This window comes from Paractinoplanes ovalisporus, assembly GCF_016834655.1.
Lineage (GTDB): Bacteria > Actinomycetota > Actinomycetes > Mycobacteriales > Micromonosporaceae > Actinoplanes > Actinoplanes ovalisporus.
Genome location: NZ_JAENHP010000006.1, coordinates 301,863 through 314,806, shown reverse-complemented (window position 1 = coordinate 314,806; position 12,944 = coordinate 301,863). Strand labels below are relative to the sequence as shown.

11 protein-coding genes are annotated in these 12,944 nt (G+C 70.7%); 5 read left to right on the top strand and 6 right to left on the bottom strand.

Annotated elements, in window-relative coordinates; all coding sequences use genetic code 11:
• The first annotated feature begins 34 nt into the window (after nucleotides 1-34).
• Both JIG36_RS21510 and pseI read left to right on the top strand, forming a co-directional pair.
• Nucleotides 35-487: a GNAT family N-acetyltransferase gene (locus tag JIG36_RS21510; protein WP_369076881.1), complete on the top strand. Its 453-nt coding sequence runs from the start codon at nucleotides 35-37 to the stop codon at nucleotides 485-487.
• Entirely contained in the window at nucleotides 487-1,515 is a 1,029-nt protein-coding gene (pseI, locus tag JIG36_RS21505) for a pseudaminic acid synthase (protein ID WP_203378131.1), read from the top strand. The genes JIG36_RS21510 and pseI overlap by 1 nt, the downstream gene beginning before the upstream one ends.
• 91 nt (nucleotides 1,516-1,606) lie before the next feature.
• Here pseI and JIG36_RS21500 read toward each other — a convergent pair whose 3' ends face one another.
• Both JIG36_RS21500 and JIG36_RS21495 read right to left on the bottom strand, forming a co-directional pair.
• On the bottom strand, nucleotides 1,607-3,475 hold the full coding sequence (locus JIG36_RS21500; RefSeq protein WP_203378130.1) for a hypothetical protein: 1,869 nt from the start codon (nucleotides 3,473-3,475) through the stop codon (nucleotides 1,607-1,609).
• Nucleotides 3,475-4,314, bottom strand: a complete 840-nt coding sequence (locus tag JIG36_RS21495) for a hypothetical protein (RefSeq protein WP_203378271.1) — start codon at nucleotides 4,312-4,314, stop codon at nucleotides 3,475-3,477. Before JIG36_RS21495 ends, JIG36_RS21500 begins: the two co-directional genes overlap by 1 nt.
• 396 nt (nucleotides 4,315-4,710) lie before the next feature.
• On the opposite strand from JIG36_RS21495, the gene JIG36_RS21490 reads away from it, so the two are divergent.
• From JIG36_RS21490 to JIG36_RS21480, 3 genes are all read left to right on the top strand, one after another.
• Nucleotides 4,711-5,082 (top strand): fluoride efflux transporter FluC, encoded by a 372-nt coding sequence (locus JIG36_RS21490; protein ID WP_203378129.1) that lies wholly within the window; start codon nucleotides 4,711-4,713, stop codon nucleotides 5,080-5,082.
• 37 nt (nucleotides 5,083-5,119) lie between these two features.
• Entirely contained in the window at nucleotides 5,120-5,473 is a 354-nt protein-coding gene (locus tag JIG36_RS21485; protein WP_203378128.1) for a fluoride efflux transporter FluC, read from the top strand.
• A gap of 168 nt (nucleotides 5,474-5,641) precedes the next feature.
• Nucleotides 5,642-6,292: a GNAT family N-acetyltransferase gene (locus tag JIG36_RS21480; protein WP_203378127.1), complete on the top strand. Its 651-nt coding sequence runs from the start codon at nucleotides 5,642-5,644 to the stop codon at nucleotides 6,290-6,292.
• Here the strand turns inward: JIG36_RS21480 and JIG36_RS21475 are convergent.
• From JIG36_RS21475 to JIG36_RS21460, 4 genes are all read right to left on the bottom strand, one after another.
• Nucleotides 6,289-8,463 (bottom strand): MMPL family transporter, encoded by a 2,175-nt coding sequence (locus JIG36_RS21475; RefSeq protein WP_203378126.1) that lies wholly within the window; start codon nucleotides 8,461-8,463, stop codon nucleotides 6,289-6,291. The genes JIG36_RS21480 and JIG36_RS21475 overlap by 4 nt on opposite strands.
• Before the next feature lie 71 nt (nucleotides 8,464-8,534).
• Entirely contained in the window at nucleotides 8,535-9,179 is a 645-nt protein-coding gene (locus JIG36_RS21470) for a response regulator (protein WP_203378125.1), read from the bottom strand.
• Between the two features lie 27 nt (nucleotides 9,180-9,206).
• Complete coding sequence (locus tag JIG36_RS21465; RefSeq protein WP_203378124.1) at nucleotides 9,207-10,508, bottom strand: sensor histidine kinase; 1,302 nt, start codon at nucleotides 10,506-10,508, stop codon at nucleotides 9,207-9,209.
• An 83-nt stretch (nucleotides 10,509-10,591) separates the two neighbouring features.
• The gene (locus JIG36_RS21460; RefSeq protein WP_203378123.1) at nucleotides 10,592-12,940 is read right to left on the bottom strand and encodes a hypothetical protein; all 2,349 of its coding nucleotides are present in this window, start codon (nucleotides 12,938-12,940) and stop codon (nucleotides 10,592-10,594) included.
• Between the last annotated feature and the right edge of the window lie 4 nt (nucleotides 12,941-12,944).

Here is a 12,944-nt window from a genome sequence, read left to right as displayed (position 1 = left end):
GGAACGGAGCGCGGGGCGGCCATACTTTGTCACTGTGCTGCGACCTGCGACCTACGCCGAACGGGACATGATCCTGCCCTGGCGCAACCACGAGTCGGTGCGTGCGGTGAGCCTGACCACGCACGAGATCAAGCCCGAGGAGCACGCGAAGTGGTGGGAAAACCGCTGGCGTGATGTGCTGATCTACGAAGACGATCGGGGGACGCCGGCCGGTGTCGTGATCTTCAACGAGAACACCTGGTCGTTCTACCTCGACAGCGAAGGCCTGGGCGACCGGTTGCTCGCGGCGTGGATGCGGCTCGAGAAGGAAGCCGTGGATTACGCCTTCGGCCCACTCGGCCTGGAGACTCTGGGCGGGGAAACACTCGCCGACAACAAGCAGGTGCTCGCGCTCCACCGCCGGTTCGGCTTCAAGGAGACGCGGCGCTACGAACGGCTCGTCGACGGCGAGATGAAGACCGTCGTCTGGACGGAGAGAGGGAAGTAATGACTAAGTTCGGGCCCGACAAGCGGCCGTACATCGTCGCGGAGATGTCCGGGAACCACAACGGCTCCCTCGACCGGGCGCTCGCGCTGGTCGACGCGGCGGCCGACAACGGCGCGGACGCCATCAAGATCCAGACGTACACGGCCGACACCATGACCGTGGACGTCAAACACCCGCGCTTCCAGATCTCCAAGGGCCACGAGCTGTGGTCCGAGGCCTATCTTTACGACCTGTACGAGCGCGCCCACACGCCGTGGGACTGGCACCAGCCGATCTTCGAGCGGGCCCGCGAGCGGGGCATCACGCCGTTCTCCAGCCCGTTCGACCGTACGGCGGTGGAACTGCTCGAGAAGCTCGACGCCCCGATGTACAAGATCGCGTCGTCCGAGATCACCGACCTGCCGCTGATCCGCCTCGCCGCGAGCACCGGCAAGCCGATCATCATCTCCACCGGCATGGCGTCGGTGAAGGAGATCGCGGCCGCGGTCGAGGCCGCCCAGGGTGTCGGCGCCACCGACATCACCGTGCTCAGCTGCACGGCGTCGTACCCGGCCCCGCCGGAGTTCACCAACCTGCGCCGCATCCCCGTGCTGGCCCAGATGCTCGAGCTGCCGATCGGCCTCAGCGACCACACGCACGGCATCGGTGTGCCGATCGCTTCGGTCGCGTTCGGCGCCTGCCTGATCGAGAAGCACGTCACGCTGGACCGCGCCGACGGCGGCGTCGACTCGGCCTTCTCGCTGGAGCCGGCCGAGCTCAAGGCGCTGCGGATCGAGTCGGAGCGGGCCTGGCAGGCGCTGGGCACCACGCACATCGGCCCGACCGAGGCCGAGAAGGAGGGCCTGCGCTTCCGCCGGTCGCTCTATGTGGTGGCCGACGTCAAGGCGGGCGACAAGGTCACGCCGGAGAACGTCCGGTCGATCCGTCCTACCGGTGGCCTCGAGCCCGACTCGATCGGGCTGGTCATGGGCCGCACCTTCACGGCCGACGCGGCCAAGGGCACCCCGCTGAGCTGGGACCTGGTCTAAGAGAGAAAAAATCGGGGGCCCCACCCGGGGCCCCCGATTTTGTCATTTCACGGCGTTTGGCCTGCGCTTCGGCGGCCTGCCGAGCCCGCCGTCACCGTACGGCGTTGGACTGCGCCTCGGCCGCCTTGCGCGCCCGGCGGCCCCGCACGAACTTGCGGCCGTCGCGCATGAGCACCCGGTAGGCGCTGCGCGAGACCCAGAGGAACCGGCCGGCCCAGGTCTTCTTGTAGAACTGAACCTCCCAGTCCATCTTGCTGACCGCGAGGTCGCGCGACTTGATCATCTGCTCGGTCCAGTCCATCATCGCCAGCAGATGGCTCGCCTCGTAGCGCTGACGCCACAGCGCCTCAGTGAGCTCGCGGAAACCGGCCACGTCGACCTGGGCCGAGCCCGGCGACACGGACAGCAGCTGCAGCCGCCGGTCGTGCTGGTCGGACAGGCTCAGCTCGAACTCGGCCGTCTCGAGCCGGACGTGCAGCTCGACCGCCGCCCGGACCCGGTCGGCGTCGACGCCCAGGCCGACCATGCCGAGCAGGATCGCGGTCAGGTCGACGGCCGACGAGGCGATCGACCACGGGTGCGGCTGACCCGAGGTGACCAGCTGGACGGCGAACAGCCAGACCGCGCGGATCTCGGCGGTCTCGAGCGGGATCGGCTCGACCGGCTCCCAGCGGGTCGGCAGCAGCGACGGGCCGTCCTCGGTGAGGAAGACGTCGGCCAGGCCGGCCAGGGCGACCGGGCCGGTGAGCATGCCCTCCTGGGCCTGCGAGCGCAGCCAGGAGTCGTAGCGGGCCAGCTCGATCCGCATGTGGCGCAGGTCGTTGGTGGCCGCGAGGTGCAGCAGGCGCTCCTCGAGCACGAAACCGTCGTCGGTGCCGGGGGCCTCCGGCTCGCTGATGCGGCGCAGACCCTCCCGCTCGATCGGGCCTTCGAGCTGCTCCAGGACGGTGGTGCGCACCGCGCCGTCGGCGGAGGCGGCCACCTCGTACGCGAAGGTGCCGTGCGCGTCGCCGATCAGCAGCTCGTGGGCCGGGACCGCGGTGGCCTGGTCGGAACCGCGGGCGATGACCAGCCAGGCCGGGGCGACCGTGCCCTCGGCACCGGCCCGCAGCGCGCGGCGGACCAGGCGACGGGGGTCGCTGAGCACCGCTCGGCCACGATAGGCGGCGGCGAAGGCCTGGGACAGCGCCGTGCCCAGGCGCGGGCGCAGCGGGGAGGAGACCTCGCCCAGCAGGCCCGGGCCGACCAGCACGGTCGGGGCGGCCGGCTCGGGGAAGGCGGCGTACGAGGCGGCGACCGTCAGGCCGGACTCGGCGAGCCGGGCCGCCAGCTGCTCCGGCGACGCCGGGTATTGCGTGTCGTTGTCGTCCTCGGGGTCGTACCAGTCCGAGTCGAGACGCTCGCGGTCGCCGGGCTCGAGCCGGACGGTGTGGTGCACACCGAAGTGGTTGTCGTGCACCAGCAGCAGCACGCCGTCGGGCTGGACGGCCGCGGCGAGGCGGTCGATGAGCTGGGCGGCCGACATCTGCTCGCCCTCGGCCGAGTTCAGCCGGTCGACACCGTCGGCGGCGACCACGAGGTCGAACTTCTCGGCGGCGTCGAGCTTGATCGCGGCGCCGGCCAGGACGGTGACCCGCGAGTGGTTGCGGGCCGCCTCCTCGGCGTCGATCAGCGAACGCAGCAGCCAGCTCACCGAGGCGCCGCTGTCGGCCAGGGCGACCACGACCTCCTCGGCGTGCGGGCCCGCGACCAGGACCGTGCGGCCCGGGCCGGCGTACTGGCTCAGCAGATGGCGAAGGACGGCGCCGCGCGGCAGCGGTTCGCTGCGCTGCGGGTCGCGGTCGCTCCAGGCGAACATCTCGCCGCCGATACGCCGCAGGTTGTTCACCGGCGGCGCCGAGAGCGCGGCTTCGAAGTCCGTACCCTGGTTCGGAAGCAGGGCAGCGGAGCGCTCCGACATCACTTCACCTTCTCTGTGGAAGCGGGCCAGCCCAGGATGGCGCGCAGTTCGTCGGGTTGGGCCAACTCGTCGGCACCCAGCTGCCGGCGGGCCAGCGCGTGGGTGACCGCGTTGTCGGTCTGGTGCCCATAAAGCTCAGGCCACTGCCGGCGTAGACGGGGCTCGCCGCCGAACGTGGGGTCAGCGTTGTCAAGGACCATCGGGTCGCCGTAGACGGCGGCCTCCCGGCCGGCCAGAGCGCCGTACCAGACGGCACTGCACAGCCGGTTCGACACTACTCGGCGGTGCTTACGCAGCTCTTTGAGCTGGCCGACGAGGAACTCGCGGTTGTGGTCACGCCACCAGAAACCACGGTAACCGTGACAGATCACCCGAAAACCGGCGTTTTCGTAGATCTTGCGCACGCTCTTCATCCTGTACTCGTTCCAGTACAGGCAGGCGGTCACCGGACCCGTCTCGACGGCCTTGACCTCGTCGATCAGCTTCTGGTGGTCGCCGCTGATCTGCTGACCCTCCCAGCCGTGGAACGGGTAGAAGATCGTCCCCTCGGGCTCGGGGGCGTCGGCCGGCTCGGGTTCCATCTCGAGCAGGTACGCGAACGGGGCACCGACCACGATGACGTCGCGGCGACCCTGCGACCAGGAACGACGACGCGTCTCCTCGGACCAGACGAAGATCTTGCTGCCGTCTACGAACGGAGTGCCCGGGGCGAGGCCGTCACCCATGTTCCAGCCGTGCTGGAGATAGCCCTGCAGGCGGGGCGGGTGCAGCGGATCGGGCAGATCGCAGTAGCGGGCCAACAGGTGGGCGTGACCGTAGTGATAGTTGGCGTGATGCATTCCCTCGTCCATCGCCGGCTGCTGGTGCGCCGCCATCTCGGTTCGCTCGGGCGCGCGATATTGCCAGGCCTGGCCGTGCCGCGGCCCGTCAAGTCGACGCCGAAAGGTACCACCCAAGGTTAGGTTTCGCGCGGACCGTTAGGTAATCGTTCCCCGGTCGCCGCGGCGAGCCGCGCGGCCGAATTGTCCGCAGATGGCCTGCGAACAGCGCCGATACGGCCCCGTTTCGTGAGCCGCCGTTGTGTCACACATCACCCGATCAGAGCGTAACTTCCCGATCGAGGGGCACTTCTCAAGATCATCGCCTACAGTGGACGCTCACAGGCCGGCCGGGGTGGACGCCGCCACGTCCGCCCCGGTCACGCCTGCCCCTCGGTGGCGTCTAGCGTGATCAGCATGGACGGCCGGACAATCGGGGCGATCTCGGCGGGCGGGGTGCTGGGCGCGCTCGCCCGCTACGCCCTGAACGTCGCCCTCCAGCACGAGCCAGGCGGCTTTCCCTGGGCCACCTGGCTGATCAACATCTCCGGCTGCTTCCTGATCGGCGCCCTGGTCGCGTGGATCGCCCGGTTCCGCCCGCAGCAGCGCTACCTGCGCCCCTTCCTCGGCACGGGCTTCCTGGGCGGCTACACCACCTTCTCCACGGCCATGACGGACGTGCTGGGCTCCCCGGCCGTGGTCGCGCTGGTCTACTTCGCCACCACCGTGATCGGTGCACTGCTGGCCGTCTGGGCCGGAACCGCCCTGGCCACGCGGGTGCCCCGGTGACGACCATGCTGGTTGCGCCGAACGCGCGAGTGTCCCGGTGACGGCCCTGCTGGTCGCGCTGGGCGCGGCGATCGGGGCGCCGCTGCGCTACCTCACCGACCAGGCCCTGCGCGGCCGGGCCGGCACGTTCCCGCTGGGCACGCTGGTGGTCAACGTGGCCGGCTCATTGCTGCTCGGCTTCCTGATCGGCCTGCCCGCCCCGCACGGCGTCACGTCGCTGCTCGGCACGGGCTTCTGCGGGGCCCTGACCACGTATTCCACGTTCAGCCTGGAGGCGCTGACCCTGTTCACGACCGGTGCGCGGGGACGGGCCGCCCTCTACGTCGGCGTGAGTCTGGCCGCCGGTCTGGCCGCCGCTTCACTGGGGTATTTGTCCGGCTCCGCGATTTAGGCCGGTTTTGCCGGTTTGTGCGGGCGGTCCGGCCATCCCAAACCCCCACCCACCTCGGGGAGATGGGGTAGGACGCTACCCCTTTGTCAAGCCCCGCCGGCCGGTTGTCCACAGGGGCCCCGCCTGTCCACAGGCGCCGGAATTTCGCCCCACCCGTAAGCCCGCCCGATGCAGGATCGTGGGATGAAGTTGGCCGAGATTTTGGCATCAGCCGCCGCCGGTGAGTTCCCCCCGCCCGACGGCGGCACCACGATCGTCCCCCAGCCCAGCGACCGCGACGCCGGCGTCGTGGCCTTCACCGCCCACACCGTGATCTTCCTCGACGACGACCCCAGCTGGATCCGCTCGACCCTCGCCGCCACCGGCTGTGACGCGCTGGCCGCCACCATGAACCCCCGCTTCCTGGCCGCCCTGCTCGACCGCACCGGCCGCGCGACCGACACCATCGACCTGCTGACCGTGGCCGCCGCGCTCCCCGGCCCGCCGCCACTCCCCCTGACCGAGCAGGATCAAGACCATCCCCGCGTACGCCGGGCCCACACGCACCGCGACGACGTGCGGACGTGGCTGACGCCCGGCGGCGGCCTGCTGACGGTCGGGCGCGGGGTGGCCGGCCGCTGGGAAGTCTCGATCGAGGTCGACGAGCAGGTCCGCGACCGCGGGCTGGGCCGGGCGCTGGCCCGGTCGGCCCGCCACCTGATCCCGGCCGGTGACGTGCTCTGGTCGCAGCAGGCGGCCGGCAACGCACGCAGCATCCGCGCCTTCCAGTCGGCGGGTTACCGACCGGTCGGCGCGGAACTGTTGCTGCACGGCGGTTAGACGCGGGCCAGTTCCCGCTCCGGCCGGTCGGCGTCGGTGACGGCCGGCGGCGGCTCGTGGGCGACCTCCGGCAGCCACCCCAGCCACTTCGGCAGCCACCAGTTCTTCTCGCCGAGCATCGCCATCACGGCCGGCAGCAGCACGGCCCGGATGATGGTCGCGTCGAGCAGCACGGCCGCGGCCAGGCCGATGCCCAGTTGCTTGGTCGAGGCCAGCGGCAGCGTCGCGAACAGCCCGAACACCGCCACCATGACGATCGCCGCGCTGGTGATGACCCCGGCCGTGCGGCCGATGCCCTCGCGCACGGCCTGCTTGGTCGGCAGGCCACGGTCGTGCCCCTCGCGGATCCGGCTCAGCACGAAGACGTGATAGTCCATCGACAGTCCGAACAGGATGATGAACAGGAACAGCGGCATCCAGTTGGTGATGCCGTCCGAGGCCTGGAAGTCGAGCAGCTTCTCGAAGTGGCCGTACTGGAAGACGAAGACCAGCATCCCGTACGCGGCGGCGACCGAGAGCAGGTTCAGGACGACCCCGGTGACGGCCACGACGACCGACCGGAACGAGACCAGCAGCAGCAGGAAGGCCAGTCCGAGCACGAAGCCGAACACCCACGGCATGCTCGCGTCGAGACGGGCGTTGAAGTCCGCGTTCCAGGCCGCCTCGCCGGTGACCAGGGCCGGCAGGTCTCCGAAGGCAGCCGGGACGACCGACTCCCGCAGCTCGGAGAGGGATGCGGCATCGGCCAGTCCGACCGAGACGACCGCCACCGTCCCGGCCGGGTTGATGTCCACCTCGACCGGCCCGGTGAACTTGCCGTCGCTGGCCTCGACCGCCGAGCGCAGCCGCGCGACCGCCGAGTCCAAGCGCTCCCCCCGTACGGCCGGGGACTGCACCACGATGTCGGCCGGTGACGTCTCGCTGGGGAAGGCCTCGTCGACCGCCTTGTAGGCCTGGACGATCGGCAGGCTGACCGGCATGTCCTCGATGCCCTCGGCCTTGGTCCGCAGGTCGAGCACGGGTGCGGCCAGGGCGGCCAGCGCCCCGACGGCCAGCACGGCCGAGATCAGCGGCTTGGCCAGCACCAGACGCAGGAAACCGTTCCACATCCGGCCGTCGCCGCGCTTGCGGTAAAGACCGGGGATCTTCACCGCGTCGACCTTGTCGCCCAGCGCCGAGAGCAGCGCGGGGAGAACGGTCAGCGAGCCGAGCACGGTCGTGGCGACCACCAGGATCGTGCCCACGCCGAAGCTGACGAACGTGGCGTCGAAGGTGAAGAACATGCCCGCCATGGCGACAATGACCGTGAGACCGGAGATCCAGATCGAGCGGCCGGACGTCTGGGCGGCGATCACCAGGGCGCGGTGCGGGTCGGCGCCGTTGCGGCGTTCGTCGCGTTCACGGCGGATGTAGAACAGGCAGTAGTCGACGCCGACGGCGAGGCCGACCAGGAGCATGACGTGCACGGTGGTGTCGACGGTCGGGGCCAGGCGGCTGGCGAAGGCCAGGAGGCCCATCGCGGCGACCACGGCCATGATGGCCAGCAGCACCGGCAGCAGGGCGGCGACCACCGCGCCGAAGGCGACCAGCAGGATGCCCAGGGTGACCGGGATCGAGAGCATCCCGAGGTTGGTGAGGCCCTGGTCGAGCTTGTCGCCGATCAGCTTGTCACCACTGGCCGAGCCGCCCTGTCCGATGTAGAGGTCGGGGTGCTCGGCCTGCACGGCGGCGACGGCGTCGAGGGAGGGCTGCACCCGGTCGGAGGCGGTCTCCGAGTCGCCGCTGATGCTGAACGTGATGAGCGAGGACCGGCCGTCCGGCGACTCGACCGGCTTCTGCACGTCGATGACGTCGGTGGTCTTCTTCAGCGCCGCCGTCACGTCGGTGATCGCGGCCGCGCGGTCGGTGCCGGCGCGGTTCTGCACGATGACCATCTCGCCGGCCGGCTTCTCGGGGAACCCGGCCGCCTCGACGATCCGGTCCGCCTTACCAGAGTCCCCGTGTCCCTGGTCCGACGACGTCGCCTCGAGGGTGCCGAAGTGTCCGTTGAGGACGGTGACGGCGACGACAAAGGCGATCCATCCGAGGATCGCGAGCGCCCGGTGGCGGGCGCTCCATAACGCGGCTCGGGCCGCGAGTCCCTTTACTTGCTCCCCATGCTGCTTCTTCATGCCACAGACGCTATGAACCGGGGAGATCCCAATCGATACAGCTGACCCGCGTATCGAGGGTGGGGTTAGCCCTACCCCTGGAGGTAGGCCAGCACTGCCATCACCCGGCGGTGCTGTTCCTCGTCCTGGTGCAGCGCGAGCTTGGTGAAGATGTTGCGGACGTGCTTCTCGACCGCGCCGTCGGTGACGACCATCTTTCGGGCGATCGCGTTGTTCGACAGGCCCTCGGCCATCAGCCCGAGTACCTCGCGCTCGCGCGGCGTCAACGCCCGCAGCGGATCGTCACGACGACGGCGTACGAGAAGCTGACTGACCACCTCGGGGTCGAGAACCGTGCCTCCCCCGGCCACCCGGCGCAGCCCGTCGAGGAACTCGGCGACCAGCGAGACCCGATCTTTCAGCAGATAGCCGACCGCGCCCAGGCGGTCGGCCAGCAGATCGTCGGCGTACGAGACCTCGACGTATTGCGACAGCACCAGAATCGGCGTGCCGGGCACCCGGCTGCGCGCCTCCACCGCCGCCCGGAGCCCTTCGTCGGTGTGCGAGGGCGGCATGCGGACGTCCACGATGGACACGTCCGGCTTGTGCTCGACGATCGCGGACACGAGGGAAGGCCCGTCGCCGACGGCTGCCACCACGGTGTAGCCGTTCTCTTCGACGAGCCTGACGAGTCCCTCACGCAACAGCACCGCATCGTCAGCAATCACCACTCGCATGGGGTCATGCTGTCAGATTTCCCGGATTCACACGGGCAGGGCGGCGGTGAGCCTCGTCCCTCCCCCGGCCGGGCTGTCGACGTCGAGCACCCCACCGGCCGCACGCACCCGGTCGTCGAGGCCGGCCAGGCCGTGCCCCTTGGCCACGCTCGCGCCGCCCACGCCGTCGTCGGCGATCGAGACCAGCAGGCCGCTGACGTTGCGCCGCACGCTGACCTGGACCTCGTTGGCGTAGCTGTGCTTGGCGACGTTGGTCAGCGCCTCGGCCACCACGAAGTAGGCCGTCGACTCCAGCGCCGGTTCGAGCCGCTCGGCCACGGGGGCGTCGAGGTCGACCGGGATGGTGCAGCGGCTGGCCAGCGCGGTCAGGGCGGCCTGCAGACCGCGGTCGACCAGGATCGGCGGGGCGATGCCGCGGGACAGGGCACGCAGCTCGTCCAGCGTCTCGCGGGTCTGGGTGAGGGCCTCGGCCACGGTGGCCCGGGCCGCCTCGGGGTCGGTCGCGAACTGCTGCTCGGCGCGGCCCAGGTCCATCGCGAGGCGCACCAGGCGCTGCTGCGGGCCGTCGTGGATGTCGCGTTCGAGCCGGCGCAGCGCGGTGGCCTCGGCCGAGACGGCGGCCGCCTTCTGCTGCTGGGCCACCTCGCGGGCGGCGTTGGCCTCGGCCACCTGCTCGCGCAGGTCGTTGACGCCGTTGAGCAGGCCGCGGGCGAAGAACGCCTCGAGCAGCGCGGCGCCGCGGACGACCGGGTAGAGCGTGCCGGCGAAGAAGACACCGCAGGCGAAGTAGAAGATCAGACGGGTCGCCGTGCCGTCGCCCATGCCCAGCAGCTCGGGCAGGTCGGTGTTGTCCTCGGGGCGCGGGATCGACCAGTCCCAGAGCAGCACGGTCAGGCCACCGATGGCGCCGGACCACCACGTGACAACGAGGCTGAACGAGACCGTGCTGGGGATGAACCGGAACATCCCGTGCAGCAGGTCGAGCCAGGTCTGGCCGTCGGTGACCGGGGCCAGCATCTGACGGATGAGGCCGGCGCCCTCCGGCGCCGTCTTGTAATAGGGGTGCGGCATCTTGCGGCCGAAGACCGGCCCGATGCGGGCCCGCTCCAGCGTCGCGAAACCGCGGGCGGTCATCAGCGTGGCCAGCAGGATCGGCAGGCCGACCCAGATGATGATCAGGCCCAGTCCGGTGAAGAACAGGCTCATGAACAGCGAGACGGTGACGATGCCGAGCGGGAAGCCGATCAGCACGTATTGAGTGTCGATGCCGATCTGGCGCGCCAGTCGGACCAGCGGAGAGCGGGTGGGCGGGGAGGCGTACGTCGTCATGTCGTTGACGCTAGGCATCGGCGCGCTCCGTTCCGATCCTGCTCACCGCCGAGTCGACGGTAGGGTTAACCCCACCCTAAGCATCACGGCAACTCGTAAATCGTCACCGGGCCGGAGGTGAACCGGACCTTGGCGATCTGCGCGAGGTTGGACGAGACGACCCCGGCCGCCCGGTCGTCGGCGAACAGCCACCTCACGTTGTAGAGCCGCTTCAACTCGGCCAGGTCGGCCTCCTGGCCGTCCGCGAAGACCTTCTGGTTGAGCTGGTAACGCTCGAAGTCGGGGGCGGGCTGCCGCATGTAGCGCTCGCCGTTCACACCGTCCTCGGCCACCGCCGCGTCGGTGTAACCCCAGCTCTCGATGACCGTACGGCGTCCGCCCAGCCCGGCCACCCAGAACGCCCGGGCGTCGCAGCCGGAGGTCCAGTCGATCGGGGTGCAGTGCACGTTGGTGGCGACGACGTCGTCCCGGCCGGCGTGGTCGTCGAGCCACTCCGCGGCCAGCATCTCCTCGGGCAGGATCACCTTGCCCGGATCCTCCTCGGAGGGCGTGGGCACGGCGGAGAGCGCGGCGTCCACCTCCTGGATCTGCCGCTGGGCCCCGCCGATGAGCCCGGCGCCGAGCACCGCGGCCAGGATGCCCGCCGGCAGGGCCTGCCAGGGAGTGCGGCCGGTGAAGACCCGGCGCAGGATCAGCGCGATCGCGGCCACGCCGACGGCGATGACCGCCGTACGGACGATCGGCTCGGCCAGCACCAGGGCCCACCGCACCACCCGGTCGACCCGCGGCGGGAACATCTGCGGGGCGATCAGCGCCCAGATGCCGCCGGCCAGCACCCCGGCCAGCACCGGCCGCCAGCTGCGCGCGGTCGCGGCCATGAGCCAGGCGACCGCGACCGTGCCGAACGGGGCGGCGCCCATGTAGAAGTAGATCTGGCTGGCCGACGGGTGCCAGAGCAGGAACGTCGCCCCGGCGCCGGCCGCGGTCATGCCGGCCAGCAGCCACATCGCCGGTTCGGTGCGGGTGGGACGGGCGACGATGCCGGCCAGGGCCAGCATGCGCGGCGCCTGCATGAGCAGCCACCAGATCAGCACCCCGGCGATGAAGGCGCGGCCCGCGGTTCCGGTGTGCTCCACCCCGTACGGAAGGAAGATGTTCTTGTCGATGACGTCCTGATAGCCGATCGTCTGGCGGTAGGGCACGACCCAGAACAGGATGGCGAGCGGCTGGAAGCCCAGGGTGCCCGCCCCACCGCCCGCGAAGAGGCGGAAGCCGAGCACAACGGCCCCGATCGTCAGCGCGAACAACGCCGCGGTGGGCAGCAGACGACGGCGATGCCGGAAGGCCACGATCACGGCGGCCGCGAGCAGCCCGGCCAGGAACGGCGGCAGCGCGCTCGACTTGGCGCCGGCGCAGGCCAGGGCGAGCGGGAAGATCAGCAGCCAGGCCCAGCCCAGGCCGCGGCCCCGCAACACGTCGACGGTGAGCACCACGAGCAGGCCGAGCAAGGGGACCGCGTACGTCTGGGAGGGGCTGTACGGGCTGACCGGGTTCACGCCGAGCGCGGTGGTGGCCGCGCCCAGCAGCAGCGGCAACCCCAGGATCGCGGTCGTCCCGCCCAGCGCGCCCGCCCACCACTTGCCGCTCAGGGTGCGGGCCAGCGCCGCCATCACCAGCACCGCCGTGCCGGCCACCGGCACGATCCACAGGCGCAGCATCACGACGGCCGGGTCGATCTTGGTGACCATGCTGGCCGTGGCGATGTCGGCGTCGGAGAGGTAGTGGTAGGTCAGCGAGTCCCCGGCCATCTGCGGCACCTGGAACGGCATCGAGCGCATCATCTCGTGCACGAGGGCCAGGTGGTACCAGAGGTCCTGATAGATCACGCCCCCGGCCGGCGGCAGCGGCGTGGTGGTCCAGCCGGGGTATTCCGAGCCGACGAGCAGCACCAGGCCGCCCGCGACGATCCACGACCAGCGCAGCGGCAGCGGGCGGGGACGGCTCACCCGCCAGTGCCGGTGCAGTCGGGGCACGGCCAGGAACGGCACCACGATCAGCGCCGGCCACCACGGCAGCAGCACCTGGGTGCCGAGGAACGCACACAGCGCCCAGCCGCCCAGCATGAGCAGCATGCCGGTGGCGGCGCCGAGGCCCAGATCTTCGGGCACGTTGCCGCGGCTGCCGCGCAGCAGCCGGTAGACCAGCGTGCCCGGCAGCACGATGTCGATCGCGAAGTAGAACGCGTAGAGCGCGATGTCACGGCCCGACACACCCGTGTTCAGCAGGGCCAGGACGAGCAGGACGGCCGGGAAGATCCAGGGCAGGATCGCGAGCGGCCACCGCAGGTGGCGGTGGACCGGGGCGGGGCGTCGTCGGGGGACCACCGAGGGAGTCGCTGCGGGTGGCGGCGGCGCCTCGGTGGTCTCGAGCACGGCC

What these genes read in the sequence shown, in the direction of transcription:
- pseI (WP_203378131.1), top strand. Translation starts at nt 487, where the DNA reads ATGACTAAGTTCGGGCCCGACAAGCGGCCGTACATCGTCGCGGAGATG.
- JIG36_RS21500 (WP_203378130.1), bottom strand. Translation starts at nt 3,475, where the DNA reads ATGTCGGAGCGCTCCGCTGCCCTGCTTCCGAACCAGGGTACGGACTTC.
- JIG36_RS21495 (WP_203378271.1), bottom strand. Translation starts at nt 4,314, where the DNA reads ATGCATCACGCCAACTATCACTACGGTCACGCCCACCTGTTGGCCCGC.
- JIG36_RS21490 (WP_203378129.1), top strand. Translation starts at nt 4,711, where the DNA reads ATGGACGGCCGGACAATCGGGGCGATCTCGGCGGGCGGGGTGCTGGGC.
- JIG36_RS21480 (WP_203378127.1), top strand. Translation starts at nt 5,642, where the DNA reads ATGCAGGATCGTGGGATGAAGTTGGCCGAGATTTTGGCATCAGCCGCC.
- JIG36_RS21475 (WP_203378126.1), bottom strand. Translation starts at nt 8,463, where the DNA reads ATGAAGAAGCAGCATGGGGAGCAAGTAAAGGGACTCGCGGCCCGAGCC.
- JIG36_RS21470 (WP_203378125.1), bottom strand. Translation starts at nt 9,179, where the DNA reads ATGCGAGTGGTGATTGCTGACGATGCGGTGCTGTTGCGTGAGGGACTC.
- JIG36_RS21465 (WP_203378124.1), bottom strand. Translation starts at nt 10,508, where the DNA reads ATGACGACGTACGCCTCCCCGCCCACCCGCTCTCCGCTGGTCCGACTG.